Source organism: Pseudomonas sp. HD6422, from assembly GCF_025377065.1.
Lineage (GTDB): Bacteria > Pseudomonadota > Gammaproteobacteria > Pseudomonadales > Pseudomonadaceae > Aquipseudomonas > Aquipseudomonas putida_U.
This window is the reverse complement of record NZ_JAHWIW010000027.1, coordinates 1-26,739: the sequence shown is the minus strand read 5'-3', so window position 1 is coordinate 26,739 and position 26,739 is coordinate 1. Positions and strand designations below refer to the sequence as shown.

28 protein-coding genes are annotated in these 26,739 nt (G+C 63.6%); 8 read left to right on the top strand and 20 right to left on the bottom strand.

Going from position 1 to position 26,739, the window contains the following annotated elements:
• Positions 1-57: 57 nt before the first annotated feature.
• The 5 genes from recG to exbB all read right to left on the bottom strand — a co-directional run bounded on the left by recG (position 58) and on the right by exbB (position 5,307).
• A complete protein-coding gene (recG, locus tag KY379_RS19270) occupies positions 58-2,136 on the bottom strand; it encodes an ATP-dependent DNA helicase RecG (protein WP_133325493.1) in 2,079 nt (692 codons plus the stop codon).
• A 3-nt stretch (positions 2,137-2,139) separates the two neighbouring features.
• Positions 2,140-3,066: a hydrogen peroxide-inducible genes activator gene (locus tag KY379_RS19265; protein ID WP_133325490.1), complete on the bottom strand. Its 927-nt coding sequence runs from the start codon at positions 3,064-3,066 to the stop codon at positions 2,140-2,142.
• 94 nt (positions 3,067-3,160) lie between these two features.
• Complete coding sequence (locus KY379_RS19260; RefSeq protein WP_133325488.1) at positions 3,161-3,892, bottom strand: energy transducer TonB; 732 nt, start codon at positions 3,890-3,892, stop codon at positions 3,161-3,163.
• Positions 3,889-4,317 carry a TonB system transport protein ExbD gene (gene exbD, locus KY379_RS19255; RefSeq protein WP_085676491.1) on the bottom strand — a complete coding sequence of 143 codons (429 nt, stop codon included), beginning with the start codon at positions 4,315-4,317 and terminating at the stop codon, positions 3,889-3,891. The genes KY379_RS19260 and exbD overlap by 4 nt, the downstream gene beginning before the upstream one ends.
• Before the next feature lie 3 nt (positions 4,318-4,320).
• Entirely contained in the window at positions 4,321-5,307 is a 987-nt protein-coding gene (gene exbB, locus KY379_RS19250; protein WP_196171405.1) for a tonB-system energizer ExbB, read from the bottom strand.
• Positions 5,308-5,501: 194 nt separating this feature from the next.
• Here exbB and KY379_RS19245 point away from each other — a divergent pair, with 194 nt between their 5' ends.
• Positions 5,502-6,362 carry an SDR family oxidoreductase gene (locus KY379_RS19245; protein WP_196171404.1) on the top strand — a complete coding sequence of 287 codons (861 nt, stop codon included), beginning with the start codon at positions 5,502-5,504 and terminating at the stop codon, positions 6,360-6,362.
• Between the two features lie 33 nt (positions 6,363-6,395).
• On the opposite strand, the gene KY379_RS19240 is transcribed toward KY379_RS19245, so the two are convergent.
• The 5 genes from KY379_RS19240 to KY379_RS19220 form a co-directional block, all read right to left on the bottom strand.
• On the bottom strand, positions 6,396-7,127 hold the full coding sequence (locus KY379_RS19240; RefSeq protein WP_133325482.1) for a hypothetical protein: 732 nt from the start codon (positions 7,125-7,127) through the stop codon (positions 6,396-6,398).
• 54 nt (positions 7,128-7,181) lie between these two features.
• Positions 7,182-7,562 carry a RidA family protein gene (locus KY379_RS19235; RefSeq protein ID WP_133325480.1) on the bottom strand — a complete coding sequence of 127 codons (381 nt, stop codon included), beginning with the start codon at positions 7,560-7,562 and terminating at the stop codon, positions 7,182-7,184.
• A gap of 23 nt (positions 7,563-7,585) precedes the next feature.
• Positions 7,586-9,694, bottom strand: coding sequence for a bifunctional GTP diphosphokinase/guanosine-3',5'-bis pyrophosphate 3'-pyrophosphohydrolase (spoT, locus tag KY379_RS19230; protein WP_133325478.1), 2,109 nt, complete (start codon positions 9,692-9,694; stop codon positions 7,586-7,588).
• Between the two features lie 59 nt (positions 9,695-9,753).
• Positions 9,754-10,017: a DNA-directed RNA polymerase subunit omega gene (gene rpoZ / locus KY379_RS19225; RefSeq protein WP_016394025.1), complete on the bottom strand. Its 264-nt coding sequence runs from the start codon at positions 10,015-10,017 to the stop codon at positions 9,754-9,756.
• A gap of 220 nt (positions 10,018-10,237) precedes the next feature.
• The gene (locus KY379_RS19220) at positions 10,238-11,110 is read right to left on the bottom strand and encodes a LysR family transcriptional regulator (RefSeq protein WP_133325476.1); all 873 of its coding nucleotides are present in this window, start codon (positions 11,108-11,110) and stop codon (positions 10,238-10,240) included.
• 207 nt (positions 11,111-11,317) lie between these two features.
• Here KY379_RS19220 and KY379_RS19215 point away from each other — a divergent pair, with 207 nt between their 5' ends.
• The 3 genes from KY379_RS19215 to KY379_RS19205 are packed head-to-tail and all read left to right on the top strand — an operon-like array spanning position 11,318 to position 15,077.
• Positions 11,318-12,700, top strand: a complete 1,383-nt coding sequence (locus KY379_RS19215) for a glutamine synthetase family protein (RefSeq protein WP_133325473.1) — start codon at positions 11,318-11,320, stop codon at positions 12,698-12,700.
• Between the two features lie 4 nt (positions 12,701-12,704).
• Positions 12,705-13,478, top strand: a complete 774-nt coding sequence (locus KY379_RS19210) for a gamma-glutamyl-gamma-aminobutyrate hydrolase family protein (RefSeq protein WP_261239296.1) — start codon at positions 12,705-12,707, stop codon at positions 13,476-13,478.
• 60 nt (positions 13,479-13,538) lie between these two features.
• Positions 13,539-15,077, top strand: a complete 1,539-nt coding sequence (locus KY379_RS19205; RefSeq protein ID WP_261239295.1) for an APC family permease — start codon at positions 13,539-13,541, stop codon at positions 15,075-15,077.
• A 135-nt stretch (positions 15,078-15,212) separates the two neighbouring features.
• Here the strand turns inward: KY379_RS19205 and gmk are convergent, their stop codons facing one another.
• Together gmk and KY379_RS19195 are read right to left on the bottom strand one after the other, a co-directional pair.
• A complete protein-coding gene (gmk, locus tag KY379_RS19200; protein WP_133325467.1) occupies positions 15,213-15,833 on the bottom strand; it encodes a guanylate kinase in 621 nt (206 codons plus the stop codon).
• A gap of 13 nt (positions 15,834-15,846) precedes the next feature.
• Positions 15,847-16,710: a YicC/YloC family endoribonuclease gene (locus tag KY379_RS19195; protein ID WP_133325896.1), complete on the bottom strand. Its 864-nt coding sequence runs from the start codon at positions 16,708-16,710 to the stop codon at positions 15,847-15,849.
• Positions 16,711-16,939: 229 nt separating this feature from the next.
• On the opposite strand from KY379_RS19195, the gene rph reads away from it, so the two are divergent.
• Complete coding sequence (rph, locus tag KY379_RS19190) at positions 16,940-17,662, top strand: ribonuclease PH (protein WP_261239290.1); 723 nt, start codon at positions 16,940-16,942, stop codon at positions 17,660-17,662.
• A gap of 22 nt (positions 17,663-17,684) precedes the next feature.
• Positions 17,685-18,053 (top strand): DUF4870 domain-containing protein, encoded by a 369-nt coding sequence (locus KY379_RS19185; RefSeq protein ID WP_133325463.1) that lies wholly within the window; start codon positions 17,685-17,687, stop codon positions 18,051-18,053.
• Between the two features lie 130 nt (positions 18,054-18,183).
• Here the strand turns inward: KY379_RS19185 and KY379_RS19180 are convergent, their stop codons facing one another.
• Positions 18,184-18,963 (bottom strand): exodeoxyribonuclease III, encoded by a 780-nt coding sequence (locus KY379_RS19180; protein ID WP_008091582.1) that lies wholly within the window; start codon positions 18,961-18,963, stop codon positions 18,184-18,186.
• A gap of 80 nt (positions 18,964-19,043) precedes the next feature.
• Between KY379_RS19180 and pyrE the strand changes: the two genes are divergently transcribed.
• Entirely contained in the window at positions 19,044-19,685 is a 642-nt protein-coding gene (pyrE, locus tag KY379_RS19175; protein WP_011536401.1) for an orotate phosphoribosyltransferase, read from the top strand.
• A gap of 142 nt (positions 19,686-19,827) precedes the next feature.
• Here the strand turns inward: pyrE and KY379_RS19170 are convergent, their stop codons facing one another.
• From KY379_RS19170 to coaBC, 7 genes are all read right to left on the bottom strand, one after another.
• Positions 19,828-20,487, bottom strand: coding sequence for a DUF799 domain-containing protein (locus KY379_RS19170; RefSeq protein WP_133325459.1), 660 nt, complete (start codon positions 20,485-20,487; stop codon positions 19,828-19,830).
• On the bottom strand, positions 20,484-20,852 hold the full coding sequence (locus KY379_RS19165; protein ID WP_133325457.1) for a DUF4810 domain-containing protein: 369 nt from the start codon (positions 20,850-20,852) through the stop codon (positions 20,484-20,486). The genes KY379_RS19170 and KY379_RS19165 overlap by 4 nt, the downstream gene beginning before the upstream one ends.
• Before the next feature lie 25 nt (positions 20,853-20,877).
• Positions 20,878-21,558 carry a CsgG/HfaB family protein gene (locus KY379_RS19160; protein WP_133325455.1) on the bottom strand — a complete coding sequence of 227 codons (681 nt, stop codon included), beginning with the start codon at positions 21,556-21,558 and terminating at the stop codon, positions 20,878-20,880.
• 139 nt (positions 21,559-21,697) lie between these two features.
• Positions 21,698-22,603 (bottom strand): acetylglutamate kinase, encoded by a 906-nt coding sequence (gene argB / locus KY379_RS19155; RefSeq protein WP_133325453.1) that lies wholly within the window; start codon positions 22,601-22,603, stop codon positions 21,698-21,700.
• A 31-nt stretch (positions 22,604-22,634) separates the two neighbouring features.
• The gene (locus KY379_RS19150; RefSeq protein WP_133325451.1) at positions 22,635-24,032 is read right to left on the bottom strand and encodes a phosphomannomutase/phosphoglucomutase; all 1,398 of its coding nucleotides are present in this window, start codon (positions 24,030-24,032) and stop codon (positions 22,635-22,637) included.
• Positions 24,033-24,146: 114 nt separating this feature from the next.
• Positions 24,147-24,602, bottom strand: a complete 456-nt coding sequence (dut, locus tag KY379_RS19145; protein WP_133325449.1) for a dUTP diphosphatase — start codon at positions 24,600-24,602, stop codon at positions 24,147-24,149.
• Between the two features lie 4 nt (positions 24,603-24,606).
• Entirely contained in the window at positions 24,607-25,818 is a 1,212-nt protein-coding gene (gene coaBC / locus KY379_RS19140) for a bifunctional phosphopantothenoylcysteine decarboxylase/phosphopantothenate--cysteine ligase CoaBC (RefSeq protein WP_133325447.1), read from the bottom strand.
• 128 nt (positions 25,819-25,946) lie between these two features.
• Between coaBC and radC the strand changes: the two genes are divergently transcribed.
• Positions 25,947-26,627: a RadC family protein gene (gene radC / locus KY379_RS19135; protein WP_133325445.1), complete on the top strand. Its 681-nt coding sequence runs from the start codon at positions 25,947-25,949 to the stop codon at positions 26,625-26,627.
• The last annotated feature ends 112 nt before the right edge of the window (positions 26,628-26,739 follow it).

Sequence of the window (26,739 nt, the reverse complement as noted above, 5' to 3'; positions counted from 1 at the left end):
TCAAACGCGAAGTATAACCAGCCCGTCCGGCAAGCTGGATCCAATATGCGACCATCCTCACACTTGGCCATATTGCTGTCCGTGGCGCAGCCAGCGGTCGAGCAACGGGCTGACGTGGTCGGGCCAGTGGGCCAGCAACGCCTGGGCGGCATCGCGCACGGCGGGCAGCAAGTCGGCATCGCGCATCAGGTCGGCGACCTTGAATTGCAGCAGACCGGTCTGGCGGGTACCGAGCATCTCGCCCGGACCGCGCAGTTCGAGGTCTTTCTCGGCAATGACGAAACCGTCGTTGGTTTCCCGCATGATTCCCAGGCGCTCGCGGCCGATCTGTGACAGCGGAGGATGATAGAGCAGCACGCAGTGGCTGACCGCGCTGCCCCGTCCTACCCGACCGCGCAGCTGGTGCAACTGAGCCAGGCCCAGGCGCTCGGGGTTCTCGATGATCATCAAGCTGGCGTTGGGCACGTCCACGCCGACTTCGATTACCGTGGTGGCGACCAGCAGTTGCAGGTCACCTTGCTTGAATTCGGCCATGACCGCAGCCTTTTCTGCCGGCTTCATACGCCCGTGTATCAGGCCCACCCGCAGTTCGCCCAAGGCGCTGCCCAGCTCCTCATAGGTGCTTTCGGCGGCCTGGCAGGTGAGTTCTTCGGATTCCTCGATCAGGGTGCACACCCAATAGGCTTGGCGTCCTTCGGCGCAGGCGGCGCGCACCCGCTCGACCACTTCGAAGCGGCGGCTGTCGGCGACCAGCACGGTGTTGACCGGTGTGCGCCCGGGCGGCAGTTCATCGAGCACCGAGGTGTCGAGGTCGGCGTAGGCGCTCATGGCCAGGGTCCGTGGAATCGGTGTGGCGGTCATGATCAGCTGGTGCGGGCACAGCTGGCCGGCTACGCCTTTCTTGCGCAATGCCAGGCGTTGCTGGACGCCGAATCGGTGCTGTTCGTCGATGATCGCCAGCGCCAGGTGCTTGAACTGCACCTCTTCCTGGAACAAGGCGTGGGTACCCACCACCATCGGTGCGCCGCCGGCGATCTGTTCCAGGGCGCTGGCGCGGGCCTTGCCCTTGAGCTTGCCGGCCAGCCAGGCGACTTCCAGGCCCAGCGGCTCCAGCCAGCGCTTGAAGGTGATGTAGTGCTGTTCGGCGAGGATCTCGGTGGGGGCCATCAGCGCCACCTGATAGCCGGCTTCCAGTGCCTGCAATGCGGCAAGGGCGGCGACCACGGTCTTGCCGGCGCCGACATCGCCCTGCACCAGGCGCATCATCGGCTCGGCCTGGCTCAGGTCGTAGGCGATCTCGCTGGCTACCCGCTGCTGCGCGCCGGTGGGCTTGAAGCCCAGATTGGCCAGGTACTGCGCCTGCAGGCGGTTGCCCTTGGGCAGCACGGGGGCACGCAGGCTGCGCAGGCTTTCACGCAAACGTTGCTGCGACAGCTGGTGGGTCAGCAACTCTTCGAAGGCCAGGCGATGCTGGGCCCAATGATGGCCTTCGGCGAGTTCGTCGAGGTCGGCGTCGGCCGGTGGGTTGTGTAGGTAACGAATGGCATCGTCCAGCGGCGCCAGCTGATAGTCGCGGGCCAATTGGTCGGGCAGCCAATCCGGCAGGCTGCGCGGGCCGAGCATGCTCAGGCTCTGCTGGCACAACATGCGCAGACGCTGCTGAGTGAGCCCTTCGGTGGTCGGGTAGATCGGCGTCAGGGTCTGCTCGACCGGTGGCGCGGGTTCGTCGCCATTCAGAGCACGGTATTCAGGGTGGTAGATTTCCAGGCCCGAGGCACCCGGGCGTGCCTCGCCATAGCAGCGCAGGTGGGTGCCGCGCTTGAGGCCTTCCTTCTGCGCATTGCTGAAGTGGTAGAAGCGCAGGCTCAGCGTGCCGGTGCCATCACCCAGGCGCACCACCAGGCTACGGCGCTTGCCCATGGTCACGTCGGCGCCGCTGACCACGCCTTCGATCACAGCATCCTGCCCGGGACGCAGCGCGCCGATCGGCACCACGCGGGTGCGGTCCTGGTAGCGTAGCGGCAGGTGGAACAACATGTCCTGCAGGTTTTCCAGGCCGACCTTGGCGAGTTTCTCGGCCATGGCGTCGCCAACACCCTTGAGGGCCGTTACCGAGACCTTCGACAGCTCACTCATGGGTCAGGCCGATTGTTCCACGGGCGTTTTGGCCACCGAGCAGAGGCGGATCGAGTCGGCGAGGATCTCGATGGCCTTCGGCCGCGGGAAGCTGGCGCGCCAGGCGATGGCCACGGTGCGGAAGGGCGCGGGCGCGGTGAGCGGACGCACTTCGATCACCCCGGGAGCATAGTGATGGCTGTGCACCGCCGACAGTGGCAGGATCGATACGCCCAGGCCGGAGGCGACCATGTGGCGGATGGTTTCCAGCGAGCTGGACTCCACCGTGGTGTGCTTGGCGCCTTCGCCGCCCTTGTTCAGCGTCGGGCAGGCCTCGAGCACCTGGTCGCGGAAGCAGTGACCCTCGCCCAGCAACAGCAGGCTCTTGTCGTTGAGCATGGCGGTGTCGATGGTCTTCTTCGCGGTCCATGGGTGGTCGGCGGGCATCAGCGCGCAGAAGGGCTCATCGTACAGCGGCAGGGTGAGTACGTCGGCCTCGTTGAACGGCAGGGCGATGATCACCGCATCCAGTTCGCCGTTGCGCAGTTTTTCGCGCAGCACGTGGGTGAAGTTCTCTTCGATGTACAGCGGCATCTGTGGCGCCACCCGGTGCAGCTGCGGGATCAGGTGCGGGAACAGATAGGGGCCGACGGTGTAGATGGCACCGACCTTGAGCGGTGCGGTGAGCTGGTTCTTGCCAGCCTGGGCCAGTTCGCGAATGCCCTGCGCCTGCTCCAGGACCTTCTGGGCCTGGGCGACGATGCTTTCACCGACAGGGGTCAGGCGCACGGCGCTCTTGCTGCGCTCGAAGATCAGCACGCCAAGCTCGTCCTCGAGCTTCTTCACACCGACCGACAAGGTGGGCTGGCTGACATGGCAACGCTCGGCGGCGTGGCCGAAATGCTGCTCCTGGGCGAGTGTGACGATGTAGCGTAATTCTGTGAGGGTCATAACGTGCGTCCATGAAGTTGCGGCCCCAGCATAGCGGCTGCAATCGATAGACGCACGTTATCAGACTTGCCGTTGTGTTACAGAAGCAAAAGCCTCAGCGGCGGTCCAGTGAGTAGACGAACGGCGCGACCACCTCGATCGTGCCATTGGTCAACAGCTCGGGCGGCGGCTTGGGCACCTTGCCCGCTCGGCGAATCATCTCCATGGTGGCGCGATCCAGCGAGGCGCTGCCGGACCCGCCAGCCATCGAGTAAGACAAGACCTTCCCCTCGGCATCGACCACGAAACGCAACCGGTTGATGCCTTGCAGGCCACGGCGGCGGGCGTCTTCCGGGTAGCGCTTGTACTTCCCGAGGTGGCGCAGCAGGTCGCTCTGCCAGGTCGGAAGGGCCTTGCTATTGGCTGCGATGCTGGGTGCCGGCGCTGCCGATTTCTGCGGTGGTTCGTTACTCGGCGGTGTGTCCACAACCTGTTCGGTCGGCGGCGCTTCCTTGGGCGGCTCAGGCTTTTTCTCAGGCTTGGGCGGCTGGGGCTTGGCCTTCGGCTTGGGCGGCTTGGGGATGGCGATCTTGGGTTTCGGTGCCTCCGCCACTTTGGGCAGCGGAGGCTCCTCGACCGGGGCCGGTGGCTTGGGGGCTGCTTTCGGGGGGGGCGGTGGCGCCGGCTCCGGCAGTGGTGCCAGCTCGACCATCATGGCTGCCGGAGGCAGCTCGATGGCCTGGGGCACCGACCAGTTGAGCGTCAGCAGCACAGCGACGGCATGGACACCCAGCACGAGTGCCAGGCTGCCGCTGTAACGCGCCAGATTGTGCCGCGTCTTCGTCATTTCTTGGCTGCCGTCTCGAGACCTACCAGACCGACTTTGAGGTAGCCGGCCGCGCGCATGTTGTTCATCACTTCCATCAGGTCACCGTAATCCACGCCCTTGTCGGCCTGGAAGAAGATGGTGGTTTCCTTGTCGCCCTTGGTCTTGGCGTCGAGCATCGGGCCAAGCTGTTCGGGAGTCGCTACCTGATCGTCGCCGACGTACAGCTTCTGGTCGGCCTTGACGCTGACGAACACCGGTTTCTCGGGCCTCGGCGCCGGCTTGGCGGTCGATGCCGGCAGGTCGACCTTGATGTCGACCGTGGCCAGTGGCGCGGCGACCATGAAGATGATCAGCAGCACGAGCATCACGTCGATGAACGGCGTGACGTTGATTTCGTGGTTCTCGGCGAGGTCGTCGCCACCTTCGTTGAGATGCAGGCCCATGGTTTACCCCACTTTCACCATGTGCGGGGCGGCGCGCTCGCTGCCCTGGTGGTCGAGGTCACGGCTGACCAGCAGCAGTACCTGCGCCGAAGCGTCGGAGACCTGAGCCTTGTAGCCGGCGATGGAGCGGGCGAAGACGTTGTAGATGACCACGGCCGGGATTGCCGCGACCAGGCCCAGGGCAGTGGCCAGCAGGGCCTCGGCGATGCCCGGCGCAACCACTGCGAGGTTGGTGGTCTGGGTCTTGGCGATGCCGATGAAGCTGTTCATGATGCCCCACACGGTCCCGAACAGGCCGACGAACGGCGCGGTGGAACCGATGGTGGCCAGGACGCCGGTACCGCTGCTCATGGTGCGGCCGCTGGCAGCCACCAGGCGCTCCAGACGGAAGCTGACACGCTCCTTGATGCCTTCTTTCTCACGGGCATTGGCCGACAGGCGCATTTCTTCCAAGGCGTCATGGACCAGGGTGTGGGCCAGGGTGCCTTCCTTGTTGGACGCGTCGCTGGCGTCCTTGAGGGTGGCGGACTTCTTGAGGAGCGCGATTTCACTGCGCAGGCGGCGCTTGGCGCCCATCAGCTCGAAGCCCTTGGCGATCCAGATGGTCCAGGTGATGATCGAGGCAATCGCCAGGCCGATCATCACTGCCTTCACTACCACGTCGGCGTTCTTGTACATGCCCCAAGGGGACAGATCGTGGGCCATGCCCAGGGAGGTATCCTCGACCAGAGCCTGGGTGTCGTCGGCGGCGGCTGGCGCTGGACCCTCGGCAGTGGCCTGAGCATCGTTGCCCGCTGCCGGTGCACCGGCGCCTGGTGCGGTCGCATCGGCAGGTGCTGCTGGGGCGGTGGCAGCGGACGGGGTGGCGGTATTGGCGTTTGGTTCATCCGCCAGGGCGACCGGGGCCAGTACCAGGCTGAGCGTCAGCGCGGCAATGGCGCGCCAGGCGCGCGACGTGGTTGGCGAAGCGGAAGGTTGAGTACGTGTCATGCTGGCCGGACCTGATGAAGAAGTAAGAAAGTGGCGTTCTTCAAGGCCTCGATTCAGGCCGAGAACAGATAGGGGTGCCATTATTGCAAGTAATTCTTGTTAACAAAAGTAATGATGTTGCTTTTTTCAATCTGGTCCTAGCCGCCCATCGTCTAATCCGGCTAGCCTGAACCTTTGGTCTAGGGAGTTTTGTGATGTCAGACCTTTCGGCAATGATCGTAGGTTGTGGTGATGTGGGTGGCCGTCTGGCTCAGCAATTACTGGCGCGGGGCTGGCAGGTGAGTGGCCTGCGACGCTCCGTCTCGCATCTGCCCGAAGGCGTCGACCCGGTGGCGGCCGACTTGGGCCAGGCGCAGATTCCCGCGGCCTGGCCGCAGCGTGCGCCGGACTATCTGGTGTATTGCGTGGCGGCCAGCCAGCACGACGAGGCTGGTTATCAGGCGGCCTACGTCGAGGGCCTGCGGCATGTGCTGAGTTGGTTGGCCGAGCGTGGTCAGCGCCCGCGTCGCTTGCTGTTCGTGTCCAGCAGTAGCGTGTTCGCGCAAAAGAACGGCGAGTGGATCGACGAAACGGCGGCTACCGAGCCGGAGGGTTACTCCGGCCGGGTGATGCTCGAAGCTGAAAAGCTGGCGCTGGCCAGCGGTATCCCTGCCAGCGTGGTGCGTCTGACCGGTATCTACGGGCCGGGGCGCGAGTGGCTGTTGAGCCAGGTGCGCCAAGGCTACCGAGTGGCCGAAGAGCCGCCTTTATATGGCAACCGAATCCACGCCGAGGATGCGGCGAGCCTGTTGGCCTTCCTGCTGCAGGCCGATGTCGATGGGGTGGCGCTGGAGGACTGCTACATCGGAGTGGATGACGACCCGGCGCCGCTGGCCGACGTGGTCGCCTGGCTGCGAGGCTACATGGGCGTCAGCCAGTGGTCCGATGAGCAACGCGTGCGGCGCACCGGCAGCAAGCGCTGCAGCAATGCCCGGGCGCGCAAGTTGGGTTGGGCGCCGGTGTATCCGAGTTACAAAGAAGGGTATGCGGCGATTCTGGCGGGCGCTCAGAGCTGACATGCGCTCGCCGCAGAACCACCGCTCAGCCGATCAATCCCGCTCCAGCACCCACTGCTTGGCACCCGCGACCAGCTGCGGAATGTCGTTGGCCTGCGCGGTATTGACGGCCCGGTAGATCTCCAGCGTGTCGCCATCGCGCTTGAAGATGAAGGGTGCGCCGCGTTGGTTGCGCTCCAGCCAAAGGCTGTCGTTGCTGCCGCCCATGCTGGCGCAGTCGCCTGCCAGGCACAGGGCATAACGGTCCGGACCCGGCAGGCCGGTCACGCCGCCATTGTCGGCGAAACGCACCACGCCCCCTTTGCCTTGGCCTTCGACGATCTTCCAATCACCGCCCAGGTACGCCTGGTACAGCGCTTTCTCGAAGCTGCTGCCCAGCGGGGCATTGGCCGCGGGCTGTTGCTTGACGCGGACGAAGGTCCGTTTGGCTCCGGCAGGATCGGTCGCGATCAGTTCATCGCCATCGAGTGCCAACTGCTCGGTCTGACCGCCATCGAAGCTGGCTTGCCATTGCTTCTGGTTCGCGGTCAGTTGGCCGTCGGCGGCTTCGAAGCCGTTGCTGTAGCTGGCGCGTTGGTCGGCCACGTTGAGTTGCCATTCGAACACCGGGCCGTTTTCGTCCAACGCCTGGCGCAGGCTTTCACCTTTGACGGCTGCAGTGATGGCGTCCTGGTTGATCCAGGTGCCGTTGTAGTCTTCGGGTTTGTGGCTGGCGCAACCGCTCAGGAACAGGGCTGCCAGCGCGAGGGGCAGTGCTTGACGCATGACGGGATAACCTTGCTGAGGAGGTGACGGGCAGAGCGCCCGTCACCAGGGGCATCATTCGATGACCAGGATGGCGTCCATTTCGACCTGGGCGCCCTTGGGCAGTGCGGCAACGCCAATGGCGGCGCGAGCAGGGTAGGGCTGTTCGAAGTAACGGCCCATGATTTCGTTGACCTTGGCGAAGTGGCTCAGGTCAGTGAGGAAGATGTTCAGCTTGACGATGTCCTTGAACGAGCCGCCGGCGGCCTCGGCGACGGCCTTGAGGTTCTCGAACACCTGCACGGTCTGGGCTTCGAAGCCTTCGACCAGTTCCATGGTTTTCGGATCCAGTGGAATCTGTCCGGACATGTACACGGTGTTGCCGGCCTTGATCGCCTGGGAGTAGGTACCGATGGCGGCAGGGGCCTTGTCGCTGTTGATGACGGTCTTGCTCATGATGACTCCTTGCGGTTGGCGGACTACGCACGCATCCGGGTGATACGGACCACGCCGGTCAGCGTGCGCAGTTTCTTGATCACACGAGCCAGGTGCACGCGGTCATGCACGCTGACCACCAGCTGGACCACGCTGATACGGCCGTCGCGTTCGTCCATGCTGATCTTCTCGATGTTGCCGTCGGCGGCGTTCACGCTGCTGGCGAGCAGGGCGATCAGGCCGCGCTGGTGTTCGAGTTCGACGCGCAGTTCGACGTTGAACTCGCCGGTGATGTCCTTGGCCCAGGACAGCTGCACGCACTTCTCCGGGTTATGGCGGATTTCACTGATGTTGCGGCAGTTTTCCAGGTGCACGACCATGCCTTTGCCTGCCGACAGATGGCCGACGATCGGGTCGCCCGGGATCGGCGTGCAGCACTTGGCGTAGCTCAGTACCAGACCTTCGGTGCCGCGGATGGCCAGTGGGCCTTCCGGGGCCGGCAGTTGCTCGCCCTCGGCCGACAGCAGGCGCCGCGCCACCACGTAGGCCATGCGGTTACCCAGGCCGATGTCCTCGAGCAGGTCTTCGATCAGCTCGACGCGGTATTCGGCGAGTACGGCCTGGATGCGCTCCTGCGGGATTTTCTCCAGGCTGCTGTCGAAGCCGGTGAGTACCTTGTTCAGCAGGCGTTCGCCGAGGCTGATCGATTCGGAACGGCGCTGCTGCTTGAGGGCATGGCGAATGTGCGTGCGCGCCTTGCCAGTGACCACGAAGTTGAGCCACGCCGGGTTTGGCCTTGCCCCCGGGGCGCTGACGATTTCCACCGTGGAACCGCTTTGCAGCGGTTCGGACAGGGGCGCCAGGCGGCGGTTGATGCGGCAGGCGATGCAGCTGTTCCCGACATCGGTGTGGACCGCATAGGCGAAGTCGACGGCGGTGGAGCCTTTGGGCAGCTCCATGATCCGGCCTTTGGGCGTGAATACGTAGACCTCGTCCGGGAACAGGTCGATCTTCACGCTCTCGATGAATTCCAGCGAGTTGCCGGCGCGCTGCTGCAGCTCGAGGATGCCTTTGACCCACTGGCGAGCACGGGCATGGTTGCCCTTGGGTTGTTCGTCATCGTTGGACTTGTACAGCCAGTGCGCGGCGATGCCGTTGTTGGCCATCTCTTCCATTTCGCGGGTGCGGATCTGGATCTCGATGGGCACGCCATGCATGCCGAACAGCGTGGTGTGCAACGACTGGTAGCCGTTGGCCTTGGGAATCGCGATGTAGTCCTTGAAGCGACCGGGTAGCGGCTTGTACAGGTTGTGCACGGCGCCGAGCACGCGGTAGCAGGTGTCGACCTTGTCGACGATGATGCGGAAGGCGTACACGTCCATGATCTCGTTGAAGGCACGACGCTTGCCGCGCATCTTCTTGTAGATGCCATAGAGGTGTTTCTGCCGGCCGCTGACCTCGCCCTCGATACCGTCGGCGGCCAGGCAGTTGGCCAGCGACTGCTCGATCTTGGCGACGATTTCCTTGCGGTTGCCGCGTGCGCTCTTCACCGCACGATGGATCAGCGCCGAGCGCATCGGGTGCATGGCCTTGAAGCCGAGGTCCTCGAACTCCACACGCACGGTGTGCATGCCCAGGCGGTTGGCGATGGGGGCGTAAATCTCGAGGGTTTCCTTGGCGATGCGCCGGCGTTTCTCGCCGGACAGCACTTCCAGGGTGCGCATGTTGTGCAGACGGTCGGCGAGCTTGACCAGGATCACGCGGATATCGCGCGCCATGGCCATGGCCATCTTCTGGAAGTTCTCGGCCTGGGCCTCGGCCTTGGTTTCGAAGTTCATCTGGGTCAGCTTGCTGACCCCATCGACCAGTTCGGCCACGGTCTCGCCGAATTGCTGGCAGAGGGCTTCTTTGGCGATGCCGGTGTCTTCGATCACGTCGTGCAGCATGGCGGCCATCAGGCTCTGATGGTCCATGTGCATGTCGGCGAGGATGCTGGCCACGGCCAGCGGATGGGTCACGTAGGGCTCGCCACTGCGGCGGCGTTGCCCATCGTGCGCCTGTTCGGCGTAGAAATAGGCCCGGCGAACCAGGTTGACCTGTTCGGGGCCCAGGTAGGTCGACAGCCGTTCGGCTAAGGCTTCTATGCCCGGCATGATTTCACCTCTTGCCGAGGAAGAGGGCCTTGTGCCGCGCGACGTCGACCAGGCATCAATCAGACTGCCTCGTTGGACTCATCCTCGAACGCGGCGAAGACCGGATCCTCGGTGACGATCTCTTCGGCGGCGATGAACTCAGGGGTAACGATGCCTTCGGCGATCTCGCGCAGGGCGACGACGGTCGGCTTGTCGTTTTCCCACGCTACGCGTGGCTCCTTGCCGCCGGTAGCCAGCTGGCGGGCGCGCTTGGTCGAGAGCATGACCAGCTCAAAGCGGTTATCCACGTGTTCCAGGCAGTCTTCAACAGTTACGCGGGCCATGGTCTTCCTCAGTAGCAAATGCGGTAGGCGTGCAACCCAATATGGGCAGGCGGACTCGATAGTTTAAAAAATCACCAGCCAATAGGGAAGCGCTGTTTTGTCGAGTGATCAGACACGATGCCCTGCTGTGGGAGCGGGTTCACCCGCGAAAGGGCCGTAGCAGACACCCTGAACGCCTGGTTCCGACGATAACGCCAGCAGCCCCTGAAACACAACACCCTCAGAGCATCGCGCCACGCAACCGTGGGGTCAGCTCCTCGAACAGCGTCTGCACCGAACGCAACGCCCGGCAATCGGGGCGGGTCAGTAGCCACAGCTGGGTGTCGCAGCCGGGCAACGGGCCGCTGAGCGCATCCACCCCGGGCAGGGCGTCGACCATGTAGTCGGGCAAGGCCGCCACCCCCAGGCCGGTACTGACCAGTTGGGCGATGGTCGACATGCCGCTGCACTGGTAGCGCGGGCTGAGCCCTGGGTACTGTTGGTTACGCCAGACTACCGTGGGGTGGTCCTGCATCGAGTCGTCCGGCGCGATCCACGGCACATTGGCGGCGCTTTCGGCCAGGCGCTCTCGCCACTGGGGTTGGCCGCAGATCACATAGGACGTTGAGCCCAGGCAACGGCCCACCAAATGCTCGGGAGGGGTGTTGGTCAGGCGCAGCGCGATGTCGGCATCGCGGCGGCTGAGGTTGGCGAAGGTGTTGGAGGTACCCATTTCCAGCGACAGCGCCGGATAGTTGGGCATGAAGTCCGCCAGCGCCGGCAGCAGCAGACTATGCATTACCGCTTCGGTACAGGTCAGGCGCACCGTGCCGCTGACCACCTGCTCGCCGCTGCTCATGGCGATGCGCGCGGCTTCCAGCGCCTGTTCGGCGCGCTCGGCCTGCTCGGCCAGGGCCTGGGCGGTGTCGGTCGGCAGGTAGCCTTTGCGGCTCTTGACGAACAACGCGGTGCCGAGCGCCGATTCGAGGCGGCGGATCGAGCGGAACACCGTCGAGACGTCGACCTTGAGCAGTTCGGCGGCCTTGGCCAGTGACCGACCGCGCTCCAGGGCCAGGACCAGGGAGAGGTCGGCATGGGTGATCTGATATTGCATTGGTGCACGCTCTGCTTGCCGAATTGCCAATGTCTGTTGCGTTAGGGCCATTTTATAGTGGAACGGCCCCCGGGAATCAATGCGCTCGGTCGGGCGATCAATCCCCACGATGGGAAAGTGAAAACAACAACAGCTGCAACCATCGTCGCCCGTGAGGCGCCAGCCGTATCCCCCCACATCGCCGCAGCACATCAAAGGATGTACATCATGACGTCGGTCACCCCGTGCGCCAGTTCTTCCAGCGAGATGAATGACTTCCTCCAGGCCCATCCGGATACCCAGTATGTCGATCTGCTGATCTCCGACATGAACGGCGTGGTACGTGGCAAGCGCATCGAGCGGGCCAGTCTGCACAAGGTGTTCGAGAAAGGCATCAACCTGCCGGCGTCGTTGTTCGCCCTGGATATCAACGGCTCGACCGTGGAAAGCACTGGCCTGGGCCTGGACATCGGCGATGCCGATCGCATCTGCTTCCCGATCCCTGGCACGTTGTCGGACGAACCCTGGCAGAAGCGCCCCACCGCCCAGTTGCTGATGACCATGCACGAACTGGACGGCGCACCGTTCTTCGCCGATCCGCGCGAAGTGCTGCGCCAGGTGGTGAGCAAGTTCGACGACCTGGGCCTGGACATCTGCGCGGCGTTCGAGCTGGAGTTCTATCTGATCGACCAGGACAACCTCAACGGGCGTCCGCAGCCGCCGCGCTCGCCGATTTCCGGCAAGCGCCCGCAGTCGACCCAGGTCTACCTGATCGACGATCTCGACGAATATGCCGACTGCCTTCAGGACATGCTCGAAGCGGCCAAGGAGCAAGGCCTGCCAGCCGACGCCATCGTCAAGGAAAGCGCCCCGGCGCAGTTCGAAGTGAACCTTCATCACGTGGCCGACCCGCTGAAGGCCTGCGACTACGCGATCCTGCTCAAGCGGCTGATCAAGAACGTCGCCTACGACCATGAGATGGACACCACCTTCATGGCCAAACCCTATCCGGGCCAAGCTGGCAACGGCCTGCACGTGCACATCTCGCTGCTCGACAAGAAAACCGGCAAGAACATCTTCGCCAGTGCCGACCCGCTGCAGAGCGATGCACTGCGCCACGCTATCGGCGGCGTGCTGGAAACCATGCCGGCGTCGATGGCGTTCCTCTGCCCGAACATCAATTCTTACCGCCGTTTTGGCGCGCAGTTCTATGTCCCCAATGCGCCGAGCTGGGGCCTGGACAACCGCACCGTGGCCGTACGTGTGCCGACCGACAGCAGCGACAACGTGCGCATCGAGCACCGCGTGGCCGGTGCCGACGCCAACCCGTACCTGATGCTCGCCTCGATCCTCGCCGGTATCCATCACGGTCTTACCAGCAAGATCGAACCGGGTGCGCCGATCGAAGGCAATTCCTACGAGCAATTGGAGCAGAGCCTGCCGAACAACCTGCGCGACGCCCTGCGTGCATTGGACGACAGCGAAGTGCTCAACCAATACATCAGCCCGGACTACATCGACATCTTCGTGGCCTGCAAGGAGAGTGAGCTGGCCGAGTTCGAAGTGTCTATCTCCGACCTCGAGTACAACTGGTACCTGCACACGGTGTAAGCCCATGAGCGCAATTGCGGTCCCCTTGATCGGTGTCAGCGCCTGCCGTCAGCAGGTGGGCAAGAACCCGTCGCACACGGTGGGCGACAAGTATGTGGAAGCGGCGGCGTTCGCCGGATTGCCGGTGATCCTGCCGGCCCGCGATGGCGGCAGCGATACCCAGGCGTTGCTGGCGCGGCTCGATGGCATTCTTTTCACCGGTTCGCCTTCCAATGTCGAACCGCATCACTACAATGGCGCCCCTAGCGCGCACGGCACCCGGCACGATCAGGCGCGTGACCTGCTGACCCTGCCGCTGCTGCGTGCCGCCATTGCCGCCGGCGTGCCGGTGATGTGTATCTGCCGTGGTTTCCAGGAACTCAATGTGGCCCTTGGCGGCAGTTTGCACCAACGCGTGCAGGCGCTACCGGACTTCTTGGACCATCGCGAACCTGAGGATGCACCCCTGGAGGTGCAATATGGCCCTCGTCATGCCGTCAGCGTCGAAGCTGGCGGCCTGTTCGAGAGCCTTGGCCTGTCTGAGCGGTTCGAGGTCAACTCGCTGCACAGCCAGGGCATCGACCGTTTGGCCCCAGGCCTGCGCGTCGAGGCGAGGGCCCCGGATGGCCTGATCGAAGCGGTGTCGATGCCGGATGCGCCGGGCCTGGTGCTCGGCGTGCAGTGGCACCCGGAATGGCGTTTTGCCGACAACCCGGTCTCGTTGCGCCTGTTCCAGGCGTTTCGCGAGGCCTGCATTGCCCATGCTGCGCGGGTCGACCGGGCAGCGAGCCATCAATGAGTGGAAACGGGTCTCCTCGTCGAGGTCCGTGAAAACAATTCTAATAGTTACGGTTTACTCATGAGCGATTACACAGAAGCCGGCCGCCCACCCGATGCGGCCGACTCGGGCACTGTCTCGCGCAGCAAAGGCCTGGCCAAAGGACGTCTCGGCCTGCTGGCCAGCGTGGTGCTGGGCATTTCCACGATTGCCCCGGCCTATACCCTGACCGGCGCCCTTGGCCCCACCGTGCGCGAGGTCGGAGCGCACCTGCCGGCGGTATTCATCGTCGGCTTCCTGCCCATGCTGTTGGTCGCCCTCGGCTACCGCGAGCTGAACGCGGCGGAGCCTGACAGCGGCACCTCCTTCACGTGGTCGGCGCGGGCCTTTGGCCCAATGATCGGCTGGATCGGCGGCTGGGGTTTGGTGGTCGCCACCACCATCGTGCTATCCAATTTGGCGGGCGTCGCCGTCGACTTCTTCTACCTCTTCATTGCCCAGATCACGGGGCAACACGAACTGGCGGCGCTGGCCGATAACCTGTTGATCAACATCATCACCTGTTGCGTGTTCATCGCCATGGCGGTGTGGATCTGTTGCCGCGGCATGGCCACCACCATGACCGTGCAATATGGTCTGGTCGCCTTGCAGTTGCTGGTGCTGATCGGCTTCTCCTTTGCCGCTTTCAGCGAAACCACCGCGCCGCCGCCGTTGGCCTTCGACCTGGCCTGGTTCAACCCATTTGGCGTCGAGTCGTTCTCGGCCTTCGCTGCTGGACTGTCCTTGTCGATCTTCATTTTCTGGGGTTGGGATGTGTGCCTGACGGTCAGCGAAGAGTCGATCGGTAGCGACGAGGTACCAGGCAAGGCAGCCACCTGGACGGTGCTGCTGATCCTCGGCCTGTACCTGGTGACCGCTATTGCCACCTTGCAATTCGCAGGTATCAGCGAGGACGGCCTGGGCTTGAACAACCCACGTATCCAGGAAAACGTCTTTGCCCATCTGGCCGGCCCGGTCATGGGGCCGTTGGCGATCCTGATGTCCATCGCGGTGCTGGCCAGCACCGCAGCCTCGCTGCAGTCGACCTTCGTCTCGCCGGCCCGTACCCTGCTGGCGATGGGTTACTACGGCGCCGTGCCTCAGCGTTTCGCCGAGGTTTGCCCGCGCTCGCAGACGCCACGCTACGCGACGATCTGCGCCGGTGTGGCAGCAGGCCTGTTCTACGTGACCATGCGTACCCTCAGCGAAAACGTGCTGGCTGACACCATCACCGCATTGGGCATGATGATCTGCTTCTACTATTCGCTGACGGCGTTCGCCTGCGTCTGGTATTTCCGTCACAGCCTCTTCGACAGCGTGCGCCATTTCTTCATGCGCGGATTGTGTCCGCTGCTGGGTGGGGTGATCCTGTCGGTGATCTTCGTGCGTACGGCGATCGACAGCGCCTCGCCGGAGTTCGGCAGCGGTTCGCACGTGGCGGGCGTGGGGCTGGTGTTCGTGATCGCGGCGATCATCTCGGCGCTGGGGATCGTGCTGATGATGCTTTCGCGGATGCGGGCGCCGGCGTATTTCCTCGGGGCTACCTTGCGCCAGCAGGCGACCTTGCAGTTGCAGGAGTGAAGCTTGGGGCTGCGTTGCCGCCCTTCGCGGGACAAGCCCGCTCCCACAGGTACAGCGCCGGTTTCGGATTCAGCGCTGTACCTGTGGGAGCGGGCTTGTCCCGCGAAGGGCCGCAACGCGGCCTCATACGATGCCTCAGGAAAGCAGTTCCTTGAGCAGCGCCCCATGGCGCTGCTGCTGCTTCTTCAGCAGCAACCGATTGGCCACGAAAACCGCCTTCAACTCCTCAAGCGCTGTGCCGAAGTCGTCGTTGACGATGACGTAGTCATATTCGTCGTAGTGCACCATCTCGCTGACCGCTTCCTTCATGCGCCCGGCAATGATCTCGTCACTGTCCTGGCCGCGGTTGTCCAGGCGCTCGCGCAGGGCCTGCTGGCTCGGCGGCAGGATGAACACCGACAGTGCCTCGGGCATCAGCTCGCGCACCTGCTGGGCGCCTTGCCAGTCGATTTCCAGGATCAGGTCATAGCCCTGGTCGAGGGTCTGCTGCATCGCGCTGCGCGAGGTGCCGTAGAAATTGCCGAAGACCTCGGCATGCTCGAGGAAATCGCCTTGCTGGATCAGGCTCTTGAATTCCTCGTGCACGACGAAGTGGTAATTCACCCCGTGCTGTTCGCCTGGGCGCATGGCGCGCGTGGTGTGCGAGACCGACACGCGGATCTGCGGGTCGGCCTTGGTCAGTGCCGTCACCAGGCTGGTCTTGCCGGCGCCAGAGGGGGCCGAAACGATGTAGAGGGTGCCGCTGCTGTGGTTCATGGTAGGGGTGGCCTTACTCGATGTTCTGTACTTGTTCACGCATCTGTTCGATCAACACCTTGAGGTTGACCGCCGCTTGCGTGCTGCGCGGGTCGAATGCCTTGGAGCCCAGGGTGTTGGCTTCGCGGTTGAGTTCCTGCATCAGGAAGTCCAGGCGCCGGCCGGCGGCGCCACCGGACTTGAGCACCCGGCGGACCTCGGTGACATGGGTGCTCAGGCGGTCGAGTTCCTCGGCCACATCGCTCTTCTGCGCCAGTAGGACCATCTCCTGCTCCAGGCGTTGCGGGTCGAGCTCGGCCTGCATGTCGCCGAAGCGGTCGAGGATCTTCTGCCGATGGGCGGCGAGCATCTGCGGCACCAGGGCGCGCAGGGTGGTGACCTCGGTGGCCATGGCGTCGAGGCGTTCGTTGATCAGTCGAGCCAGCTCCTGACCTTCGCGCAGACGGCCAGCCTTGAGCTCGGCCAGAGCCTCGTCGAACAGCGCCATGGCTTCGGCATTGAGGGCCTGCGGGTCGCTGGCGTCGGCCACCAGCACGCCGGGCCAGGACAGCACCTCCAGCGGGTTCAGCGGCGCCGGCTGCTTGATCAGGCCAGCGACTTCCTCGGCAGCGGCCACCAATTGCGCGGCGCGCTCGCGGTCGACCTTGAGCGGCTTGCCGTTGCTGTCCTCGTGCAGGCGCAGGGTGCATTCCACCTTGCCGCGCGACAGGCCCTGGCGCAGCCCTTCGCGCACCGGCCCTTCGAGGTCGCGCAGGGCATCGTGCAGGCGCAGGTGCGGTTCGAGGTAGCGATGGTTGACCGAACGCAGCTCCCAGACCAGGGTGCCTTGGCTGCCGGCGCGCTCGACTCGAGCAAAAGCGGTCATGCTGTGCACCATGGGGAGTACCTCGCGTTGGATGATGTGAACGGGGGCAGCCGCAAGGCTGCGAGGCGCAGGATTGTAGCGCAGTGGTTGCGTCACGCCCAATCCGCCCATGTTACAGATACGTCCGAAGGTGTAGGGAAAAGTCGACAGGCGTGGCCGGCTACGACGATAGGCATGTCTTCATGAAGCCACGGGCTTTATAATGCTCGGCAGATTCGAAATCCCGGTACAGGTATCCCAGATGAAACGTCCAAGTGGTCGCGCCGCCGATCAGCTCCGCTCGATCCGCATCACCCGCAACTACACCAAGCACGCCGAAGGGTCGGTACTGGTCGAGTTCGGTGACACCAAGGTCATCTGCACGGTCAGTGTGGAAAACGGCGTCCCGCGCTTCCTCAAGGGTCAGGGTCAAGGCTGGTTGACCGCCGAATACGGCATGCTGCCGCGCTCCACTGGCGAGCGTAACCAGCGTGAAGCCAGCCGTGGCAAGCAAGGGGGGCGCACCCTCGAAATCCAACGTCTGATCGGCCGTTCGTTGCGCGCCGCGTTGGACATGAGCAAGCTCGGCGACATCACCCTGTACGTCGACTGCGACGTGATCCAGGCCGATGGCGGCACCCGCACTGCCTCGATCACCGGCGCCATGGTCGCCCTGTGCGATGCCCTGGCGGTGATCAAGAAGCGCGGCGGCCTGAAGGGCGGCAACCCGCTCAAGCACATGATCGCCGCTGTGTCGGTGGGCATATACCAGGCCGAGGCGGTGCTCGACCTCGACTACCTGGAAGACTCCGCGGCAGAGACCGACCTCAACGTGGTCATGACCAGCGCTGGCGGTTTCATCGAAGTGCAGGGCACTGCCGAAGGTGCGCCTTTCCAGCCGGAAGACTTCAACGCCATGCTGGCCTTGGCGCAAAAAGGCATGAACGAAATCTTCGAGCTGCAACAGGCGGCACTCGCCGACTGACCCAATCAAGGAGGTGCGGGGCATGAGCGATTCGAACCTGTCGATCACCCCGCCCAACGCCGACGTGCGGCAATGGGCGATGTTCTGTCACCTTGCCGCGCTGCTCGGCCTGGTAGTACCCCTCGGGCACCTGCTGGGCCCGCTGGTGCTGTGGCACCTCAAGCGTGAGCAAGATCCCTTCATCGATGTCCAGGGCAAGGAGGCGCTGAACTTTCAGATCAGCGTGACCCTCGCCGGGTTCGTCTGCTTTCTGCTGATGTTCGTGTTCATCGGGCTGGTGCTATTCGCCATGCTGATGGTGGCGGTGCTGGTCCTGATCATCATCGCAGCGGTGCGTGTCAATGAAGGCAAGCCATATCGGTATCCGCTGATCTGGCGGCCGATCAAATAGCATTGGGGCCGCTGGGTGCCCATTCGCGGGACAAGCCCGCTCCCACAAGATGTATGCATGGCTGGAAAGGTGCACAAATCTTGTGGGAGCGGGCTTGTCCCGCGAATGGGCTGCGCAGCGCCCCAATGTTTTAGATGGTCAACGTCCAGTCATAGTCGACAATCAGCGGCGCATGCTGCGAGAAGCGCGGCTGACGCGGCAGACGGGCGTTGCGCACGAAGCGACGCAGGCCCGGGGTGAGGATCTGGTAGTCGAAGCGATAGCCCAGGTTGAGCATCTCAGCCTGCTCGTTGTCCGGCCACCAGCTGTACTGGTCGCCCTCGCGGCTGACTTCGCGCAAGGCATCCACGTAGCCCATGTCGCCGGTGATCGCATCCATCCAGGCACGCTCTGGAGGCAGGAAGCCCGGGGACTGCTGGCTGTCACGCCAGTTCTTGATGTCGAGTTTCTGCTGCGCCACGTAGAACGAGCCGCAGTAGATGTATTCGCGACGCTTGCGACGCTGTTTGTCCAGGTACTTGGCGAAGTCGTCCATCAACTTGAATTTCTGATTCAAGTCTTCGTCGCCGTTCATGCCCGAAGGCAGCAGCAGGCTGGCAATACTGACTTTGTCGAAATCTGCTTGCAGATAACGCCCGTAGCGATCGGCTGTCTCGAAACCCAGGCCGGTGATGACTGCCTTGGGCTGCATGCGCGAATAGAGGGCCACGCCACCTTGGGCGGGAACCTCCGCGTCGCAGGCATAAAGGAAATAGCCATCGAGCTGGAAAGCTGGGTCGTCGAGTTCAAAGGCCGAGGCGCGGGTGTCCTGAAGACAGATGACGTCGGCATTCTGGGCTTGCAACCAGCTGAGCAAACCACGCTCGGCCGCAGCCTGAATGCCATTTACGTTCACACTGATGATCCGCATAAATGGCCCCATAAATCTCGTGCGTGTATGATACCCGAGCTCAACCCATTTAGCTAAATCCGTGGTGTCCGGGACTTTCCATGCAGCCGTATCAGCGCGACTTTATCCGTTTTGCCATCGATCGCGGGGTCCTGCGTTTCGGTGAATTCACCCTGAAATCGGGGCGTACCAGCCCGTATTTCTTCAATGCCGGCCTGTTCAACACCGGTTCCGCCCTGGCCCAGCTGGGGCGTTGCTACGCGGCAGCCATCGTCGACAGCAAGATCCCGTTCGACGTGCTGTTCGGCCCCGCCTACAAGGGCATTCCCCTGGCGGCGGCGACAGCGGTGGCGCTGGCCGAGCAGCATCAGCTCGACGTGCCATGGTGCTTCAACCGCAAGGAAGCCAAGGATCACGGCGAAGGCGGCAGCCTGGTCGGCGCTCCGCTGGCCGGTGACGTGTTGATCATCGACGACGTGATCACCGCTGGCACCGCCATCCGTGAGGTCATGCAGATCATCAATGCCCAGCAGGCCAAGGCTGCTGGCGTGCTGATCGCGCTGAACCGCGAGGAACGCGGTAACGGCGAGCTGTCGGCGATCCAGGAAGTGGAGCGCGACTTCGGCATTCCGGTGGTCAGCATCGTCTCGCTGACCCAGGTGTTGGAGTTCCTCGCCGACGATCCACAGCTCAAGCAGCACCTGCCGGCCGTTGAGGCCTATCGGGCGCAGTACGGGATCTGATCCTGGCCCGGTAATGAAAAAGGCGACCTCTGCAGGTCGCCTTTTTCGTATCGTCTGTCCTGGCCTCTTCGCGGGCAAGCCCGCTCCCACAGGGTCATCCCTGCCCTTGAGTGCGGCGATGTCTCTGTGGAAGAGGTCTTGCTCAGTCGGTGCCGTACTTCGGCGATCGTGGGCCATACAGCAGCCCGCCGTTGGCATGGGGCGTCAGCAGTCGGGCGCTGGTCACGCCCGCGATCGGGTAGCCCGCGTCATCCTGCACGCTGCTGATGATCTGGTTCACCGCCGCAGTGATCAGCATGCCGATGATGCCGCCCTGGTTCTGCTGGTTCTCCTGGCTGGAGGCCGTGGCACTGCCGGTCCACAGGGTGGTGCCGGTCTTGAGGTCGATCAGCTTGGCGTTGGCAGTAACGATCGTGGCGCTGCTCAGCACCATGTAGCGCGTGCCATAGTCCGATACCGTCACGTACAGCCCGGCGTCGGCACCGAAGATCTCGCGCAGCTTGGCCGTTGGCAGCTGGTGGATGTCAGCCGGGGTGGTCATGCCGTTCTGGCGGAAGGTTTCATCCACCAGCGCCACGGGCATCACGTAATAGCCCGCTTCGGCCAGTGGGTAGGTGACCTGCGACAGCATGCTGTAGGTCGCCTTGACGTCCGGCGACTCGTTGAGCGGTGGCAGGATCAGGATCGATTTGGGGCGGGCCTGCTTGTAGGCCGAATAATCGATGGTCTTGCGCTCGGCGCAGCCCGCGAACAGAGCCAGCACGCAGGCGCCGACCAGCAATTGGGTGAGGCGTTTGATCATTGCTTGGCCCCTTTGCTGGCGTTGCTCATCAGAAAGTCCATGTACGCCGCCGATTCCGGGAACAGGGCTTTTTCGGTGCGAAACTGCTGCATCATCTGGTCATCCTTGCCCAAGCTGGAATACAGCAGGCCCAGTTGTGCGTGGTAGCCCGGCGGTACGGCGCCATTCTTGGCCTTGATCTTCTCCAGATCGCGCTCCAGCGCTGTGACCTGTTCCTCTTTCGACTCGCCCTTGAGGTAGCCATAGACCTGCGGCTGATAGCTTTCCCACTGGTACAGGGGTTTGGGCGCGTTGCAGCCGGCCAGCAGCAGGCTGCCCAGCAGGAGGCCGGCGCAGGCGCGCTTGGCCGGGAGGGTAATGCTCATGGGATGTCTTCCTTGAACAGGTGACTTAGTGCAGTTGCGGTTTCCATTGGCCGCTTTCCACGGCGCCGACCAGCTTGTTCACCGCCTCGCGCATGGCCAGGTCGAGGACCTTGCCATTGAGGGTCGAGTCATAGCTGGCGGTACCGCCGAAGCCGATGATCTCGCGGTTGGAGAGGGCATACTCGCCAGCACCCTGACTCGAATAGACGACCTCGGAGGTGCTGATGTTGACGATGTTCAGTGCCACCTTGGCATAGGCGATCTGGGTCTTGCCGCGGCCGAGGATACCGAACAGCTGATGGTCGCCGACTTCCTTGCGACCGAATTCGGTGACATCGCCGGTGACCACGAAGTCGGCGCCTTTGAGGCGTTGAGCCTGACCTTTGATGGCGGCTTCCTGCTGGATCTCGCTCATGTTGTCGCGGTCGAGCACGTTGAAGCGGTTGGTCTGCTGCAGGTGGGTGATCAGGATGGTCTTGGCCTGGCCGCCGAGGCGGTCGACGCCATCGGAGAAGATCCCACGCATGTAGCTGGAACGGTTGTCGAACTTGCCCACGGCGATGGGGGCACGCACGCCGCTGTAAGGGCGGTTGACGCTTTCGACCTGTTGCACCGCGACGGCAGTGGAGGTTTCGGTAGCACAGCCGGCGATCGACCCGAACGCAACGGCAGCTGCCAGCACGAGTCCTTGTGAAGCGTATTTCACGCGATATCTCCAATTAGGTAGATCTGGGTGTTGCGGGCAGGCATTTTGCCATGTTTGGAGCAAAAAAAACGCCGACAAGCCAACTCCGGTTTGTAGGAGTCGTCTTGCCGGCGATTGGGAATGGTGTCAGCTCGAGGGGTCAGCGCGGCTTGCGGTTGGTGATCAGAGTGCCCACGCCGCTGTCGGTGAAGATCTCCAGCAGCACCGCGTTGGGGACGCGACCGTCGATGATGTGCGAGCTGTTCACGCCGCCCTGGACGGCTTCCAGTGCGCACTTGATCTTCGGCAGCATGCCGCCGTAGATGGTGCCGTCGGCGATCAACTCGTTGACCTGCTCGGTGGTCAGGCCGGTCAGGACCTGGCCCTGCTTGTCCATCAGGCCGGCGATGTTGGTCAGCAGCATCAGTTTTTCGGCCTTCAGTGCCTCGGCCACCTTGCCCGCTACCAGGTCGGCGTTGATGTTGTACGACTCGCCGTCGGCACCCACGCCAATCGGCGCGATCACCGGGATGAAGTCGCCCTTGACCAGCATGTTGATCAGGTCGGTGTTGACGCTGACGACCTCGCCGACGTGACCGATATCGATGATTTCCGGTTGGGTCATCTCCGGGGTCTGACGGCTGACGGTGAGCTTGCGCGCACGGATCAGCTCGGCGTCCTTGCCGGTCAGGCCGATGGCGCTGCCGCCGTGGCGATTGATCAGGTTGACGATGTCCTTGTTGACCTGGCCGCCGAGGACCATCTCCACCACGTCCATGGTCGCGGCGTCGGTGACGCGCATGCCATCGATGAAGTGGCTCTCGATCGACAGACGGTTGAGCAGGTCACCGATCTGTGGGCCGCCGCCATGCACCACCACCGGGTTGATGCCCACGGCCTTCATCAGCACGATGTCGCGGGCGAAGCCGGTCTTGAGCTCCTCGCTCTCCATCGCGTTGCCGCCATACTTGATCACCAAGGTCTTGCCGACAAAGCGGCGAATGTAAGGCAGTGCTTCGGACAATACCTCGGCTACATGGGAGGCGGCATCGCGATCGAGGGTCATGCAGGGGCTCCTGTAAGGAACAGATAGTCGGTCAGAACGGCAGTTGCAGATCAGGGGCGACCCGCAGCAGCTGTGCGCGGAAAACATCCTGGATACGTTGCAATTCGGCGTCGCTGTCGGCCTCGAAGCGCAGCACCAGCACCGGCGTGGTGTTGGAGGCGCGTACCAGACCCCAGCCATGGGCATAGTCGACCCGCACACCGTCGATGGTGGTCAGGTTGGCATCGCCCCAGTCGGCGTCGCGTTGCAGTGCATCAATGATGCTGAATTTACCCTCGTCGGTCACATCAATGTTGATTTCCGGCGTGGAAATGTCGTTCGGGAACGCGGCGAACAGGCTTTCGGCGTCCTGGCTGGCCTTGCTGAGGATCTCCAGCAGGCGTGCGGCGCTGTAGATGCCGTCGTCGAAACCGTACCAGCGTTCCTTGATGAAGATATGGCCGCTCATCTCGCCGGCCAGCAGCGAGCCGGTCTGCTTCATCTTCTTCTTGATCAGCGAGTGACCTGTCTTCCACATCAGCGCGCGGCCGCCATGCTGCTCGATCAGCGGCGTGAGGCGACGGGTGCATTTGACGTCGAAGATGATTTCCGCGCCTGGGTTGCGAGCCAGCACGTCCTGGGCGAACAGCATCAGCAGGCGATCGGGGTAGACGATGCTGCCGGTGTTGGTCACGACGCCGACGCGGTCACCGTCGCCATCGAAGGCCAGGCCGATATCGGCGCTGGTTTCCTTGACCTTGGCGATCAGGTCTTCGAGGTTTTCCGGCTTGCCCGGGTCCGGGTGGTGGTTGGGGAAGTTGCCGTCCACCTCGCAGAACAGCGGGATGACTTCGCAACCCAGGGCCTCGATCAGCTGCGGGGCGATGACGCCAGCGGCGCCGTTGCCGCAGTCGACCACGACCTTGAGCTTCCTGGCCAGCTTGACGTCACCGACGATCTGCTGGAAGTAGCGGTCGAGGATCTCGACCTTTTCCACGCGGCCTTCGCCACGCGGCACGTCGTTGGTCTTGAGCCGGGTCAGCAGTGCCTGGATCTGCTCGTTGGCCAGGGTGTCGCCGGCGATGACGATCTTGAAGCCGTTGTAGTCCGACGGGTTGTGACTACCGGTGAGCATCACCCCGGACTTGCCGGCCAGCACGTTGGCTGCGTAGTACAGCGCGGGAGTCGGTACCAGGCCGACATCGCTGACCTGGCAACCGGCATCGGCCAGGCCCTTGATCAGTTGTTCGACCAGCATCGGGCCGGACAGGCGGCCGTCTCGGCCTACAGACACCTGAGGCTCACCCTGGGCCAGGCTTTGCGCGCCGATGGCGCGGCCGATCCAGTAGGCGGTTTCGCCATGCAGCGTCTTGCCGACCACGCCGCGGATGTCATATGCGCGGAAAATGCTGTCAGGCAGTGCGGGTACCAGCTGGGCCATGTCGTTCATCTCTTGGGGAGCTCCATTAGTCAAGGGCTGTCTGGGCAGGCGCAAACTGCACGCTTGGACGATGGTTTCGCCAGAGAGTTCGCCATCCATGACCCGAACGGTCGCTCGATCGGCTCAGTGGCTGCCGGAGTGACCGAAGCCGCCGGTGCCGCGTTGGCTCTCGTCGAACTGCTCGACGATGTCGAAGTGCGCTTGTACCACCGGTACCAGCACCAGTTGGGCGATGCGCTCGCCGACGGCGATGGTGAACGGCGTGGTCCCACGGTTCCAGCACGACACCATCAGTTCGCCCTGGTAGTCCGAGTCGATCAGGCCGACCAGGTTGCCGAGCACGATGCCGTGCTTGTGGCCCAGTCCCGAGCGCGGCAGGATCATGGCGGCCAGGCCCGGGTCGCCGATGTAGATCGACAGGCCGGTGGGGATCAGCAGGGTCTGGCCTGGCTCGAGAACGGTGTCTTCCTTGAGCAGGGCGCGCAGGTCGAGGCCTGCCGAGCCTGGCGTGGCGTACTGCGGCAGGGGGAATTCGGTACCCAGGCGCGGGTCGAGGATCTTGGCTTGAAGAGCGTGCATGTAACTATTGAACCTGGTTGAGCCGTTCGGCGATGAAGGCAACCAGCTGGCGGGCGATCTTGCCCTTGCTGGTCTGCGCAAAGAGGGTCTGGTGTTGCTCGCGGTCGATCACGGTCAGGGCGTTTTCCTCGCTGTTGAAGCCGATGCTGGGGTTGGCCACATCGTTGGCGACGATCAGGTCGAGGTTCTTGTCCTTGAGCTTGCGCGTAGCGTAATCGAGCAAGTGTTCGGTCTCGGCGGCGAAGCCGACGCTGAACGGGCGATCGGCACGGCCGGCAATGGTGGCAAGGATATCGGGATTGCGCACCATCTGCAGCAACATGCCGTCACCGGTCGTAGGGTCTTTCTTGAGCTTTTGCGGGGCGACTACCTCGGGTCGGTAGTCCGCGACCGCCGCCGAAGCGATGAACAGGTCGCACGGCATGGCGGCTTCGCAGGCCGCGAGCATGTCCCGCGCGCTGACCACGTCGATACGGTTGACCCGATCGGGTGTCGGCAGGTGCACCGGGCCGGTGACCAGGGTCACCCGAGCACCGGCCTCGGCGGCCGCCTCGGCCAGGGCGAAGCCCATCTTTCCGGAGCTATGATTGGTGATGTAGCGCACCGGGTCGATGTTTTCCTGGGTCGGCCCGGCAGTGATCAGCACGTGCTTGCCGGTGAGTGCCTGGCGCTTGAAGCTTTCCGCAGCGCACCAGGCCAGGTCGGTGGCTTCGAGCATACGCCCCAGGCCGACGTCGCCACAGGCTTGGCTGCCGGACGCCGGGCCGAACACCTCAATACCACGGCTTTTCAGCAGATCGAGGTTGGCCTGGGTGGCCGGGTCGCGCCACATCGCCTGGTTCATCGCCGGGGCTATGGCCACGGTGGCGTCGGTCGCCAGCACCAGGGTGGTCAGCAGGTCATCGGCCATGCCTTGGGCAAGGCGCGCCATGAGGTCGGCGGTGGCGGGGGCGATGAGCACCAGGTCGGCCCACTTGGCCAGTTCGATGTGACCCATGGCCGCCTCGGCGGCAGGGTCGAGCAGGTCCATGTGCACCGGGTGACCGGACAACGCCTGCAGGGTCAGCGGGGTGATGAACTCGGCACCACCGCGGGTCATGACGACGCGCACCTGCGCGCCGTGCTCCAGGAGTCGGCGGATCAGCTCGGCGCTCTTGTAGGCGGCAATGCCACCCCCTACGCCGAGAACGATGCGCTTGCGATACAGCCGCTGCATAGGCTTGCCTTTTTCCAGTGAGAGCGGGCGGCGACGAAAGAACTGCCTGCGGCAGAACGTCGCATGTACGAGGCGAAATAGATTAACACAGGGCTCAAACGTGCCGCAGCAGGACCAGGGAGCAGGGGATGAATATCAGAGAATGGCCGGTTGAAGAGCGGCCGAGGGAGAAGTTGTTGCAGCGTGGGGTGGCGAGTCTTTCGGACGCGGAGTTGTTGGCGGTGTTTCTTGGCTCAGGAGTGCGCGGTCGCAATGTGGTGGAGCTGGCGCGAGGGCTGCTGGTGAAGTTCGGTGGCCTGCGCCAGCTGCTCGAGGCCGATCGGCAAGCCTTTCTCGGCGAGCTTGGCCTGGGGCCGGTGAGGTACGGCCAATTGCAGGCATTGCTTGAGATCGGGCGCAGGCACCTTGCGACCACCATCGAGCGCGAGTCGGTCATGGACAGCCCCGAGGCCGTGCGGCGGTATCTGAAGGCGATGTTGCGACACGAGGCCAGCGAGGTATTCGGCTGCCTGTTTCTCGACACCAAGCACAGGCCGCTGACGTTCGAAATCCTGTTCAGAGGCACCATAGACCGGGCCAGCGTCTATCCACGGGAGGTGGTGCGGCGTGCGCTGCTGCATAACGCGGCGGCACTGATCCTGTGTCACAACCATCCCTCGGGCAATAGCGAGCCGAGCCAGGATGACGTGCAACTGACACTGTCGTTGAAACGGGGGTTGGGGTTGATCGATGTGCGGGTGCTCGATCACATCATCATTGGGGATGGGGAGCCGTTGTCGATGGTCGAGCAAGGGTGGGTGGTGGCCTAGGATCTTACGCGATCTGAGCCGGCCTCTTCGCGGGCAAGCCCCCCCCACCCGGACACCCAAGCGCGGTAGCTGACCGTGGGGGCGCGCGGGCCCCCGAAGCGCGCCGGAGACC

Excerpts from the sequence above, each read along its gene's own strand:
- recG (WP_133325493.1), bottom strand. The coding sequence starts at position 2,136 with ATGAGTGAGCTGTCGAAGGTCTCGGTAACGGCCCTCAAGGGTGTTGGC.
- KY379_RS19265 (WP_133325490.1), bottom strand. The coding sequence starts at position 3,066 with ATGACCCTCACAGAATTACGCTACATCGTCACACTCGCCCAGGAGCAG.
- KY379_RS19260 (WP_133325488.1), bottom strand. The coding sequence starts at position 3,892 with ATGACGAAGACGCGGCACAATCTGGCGCGTTACAGCGGCAGCCTGGCA.
- exbD (WP_085676491.1), bottom strand. The coding sequence starts at position 4,317 with ATGGGCCTGCATCTCAACGAAGGTGGCGACGACCTCGCCGAGAACCAC.
- exbB (WP_196171405.1), bottom strand. The coding sequence starts at position 5,307 with ATGACACGTACTCAACCTTCCGCTTCGCCAACCACGTCGCGCGCCTGG.
- KY379_RS19245 (WP_196171404.1), top strand. The coding sequence starts at position 5,502 with ATGTCAGACCTTTCGGCAATGATCGTAGGTTGTGGTGATGTGGGTGGC.
- KY379_RS19240 (WP_133325482.1), bottom strand. The coding sequence starts at position 7,127 with ATGCGTCAAGCACTGCCCCTCGCGCTGGCAGCCCTGTTCCTGAGCGGT.
- KY379_RS19235 (WP_133325480.1), bottom strand. The coding sequence starts at position 7,562 with ATGAGCAAGACCGTCATCAACAGCGACAAGGCCCCTGCCGCCATCGGT.
- spoT (WP_133325478.1), bottom strand. The coding sequence starts at position 9,694 with ATGCCGGGCATAGAAGCCTTAGCCGAACGGCTGTCGACCTACCTGGGC.
- rpoZ (WP_016394025.1), bottom strand. The coding sequence starts at position 10,017 with ATGGCCCGCGTAACTGTTGAAGACTGCCTGGAACACGTGGATAACCGC.
- KY379_RS19220 (WP_133325476.1), bottom strand. The coding sequence starts at position 11,110 with ATGCAATATCAGATCACCCATGCCGACCTCTCCCTGGTCCTGGCCCTG.
- KY379_RS19215 (WP_133325473.1), top strand. The coding sequence starts at position 11,318 with ATGACGTCGGTCACCCCGTGCGCCAGTTCTTCCAGCGAGATGAATGAC.
- KY379_RS19210 (WP_261239296.1), top strand. The coding sequence starts at position 12,705 with ATGAGCGCAATTGCGGTCCCCTTGATCGGTGTCAGCGCCTGCCGTCAG.
- KY379_RS19205 (WP_261239295.1), top strand. The coding sequence starts at position 13,539 with ATGAGCGATTACACAGAAGCCGGCCGCCCACCCGATGCGGCCGACTCG.
- gmk (WP_133325467.1), bottom strand. The coding sequence starts at position 15,833 with ATGAACCACAGCAGCGGCACCCTCTACATCGTTTCGGCCCCCTCTGGC.
- KY379_RS19195 (WP_133325896.1), bottom strand. The coding sequence starts at position 16,710 with ATGGTGCACAGCATGACCGCTTTTGCTCGAGTCGAGCGCGCCGGCAGC.
- rph (WP_261239290.1), top strand. The coding sequence starts at position 16,940 with ATGAAACGTCCAAGTGGTCGCGCCGCCGATCAGCTCCGCTCGATCCGC.
- KY379_RS19185 (WP_133325463.1), top strand. The coding sequence starts at position 17,685 with ATGAGCGATTCGAACCTGTCGATCACCCCGCCCAACGCCGACGTGCGG.
- KY379_RS19180 (WP_008091582.1), bottom strand. The coding sequence starts at position 18,963 with ATGCGGATCATCAGTGTGAACGTAAATGGCATTCAGGCTGCGGCCGAG.
- pyrE (WP_011536401.1), top strand. The coding sequence starts at position 19,044 with ATGCAGCCGTATCAGCGCGACTTTATCCGTTTTGCCATCGATCGCGGG.
- KY379_RS19170 (WP_133325459.1), bottom strand. The coding sequence starts at position 20,487 with ATGATCAAACGCCTCACCCAATTGCTGGTCGGCGCCTGCGTGCTGGCT.
- KY379_RS19165 (WP_133325457.1), bottom strand. The coding sequence starts at position 20,852 with ATGAGCATTACCCTCCCGGCCAAGCGCGCCTGCGCCGGCCTCCTGCTG.
- argB (WP_133325453.1), bottom strand. The coding sequence starts at position 22,603 with ATGACCCTCGATCGCGATGCCGCCTCCCATGTAGCCGAGGTATTGTCC.
- KY379_RS19150 (WP_133325451.1), bottom strand. The coding sequence starts at position 24,032 with ATGAACGACATGGCCCAGCTGGTACCCGCACTGCCTGACAGCATTTTC.
- dut (WP_133325449.1), bottom strand. The coding sequence starts at position 24,602 with ATGCACGCTCTTCAAGCCAAGATCCTCGACCCGCGCCTGGGTACCGAA.
- coaBC (WP_133325447.1), bottom strand. The coding sequence starts at position 25,818 with ATGCAGCGGCTGTATCGCAAGCGCATCGTTCTCGGCGTAGGGGGTGGC.
- radC (WP_133325445.1), top strand. The coding sequence starts at position 25,947 with ATGAATATCAGAGAATGGCCGGTTGAAGAGCGGCCGAGGGAGAAGTTG.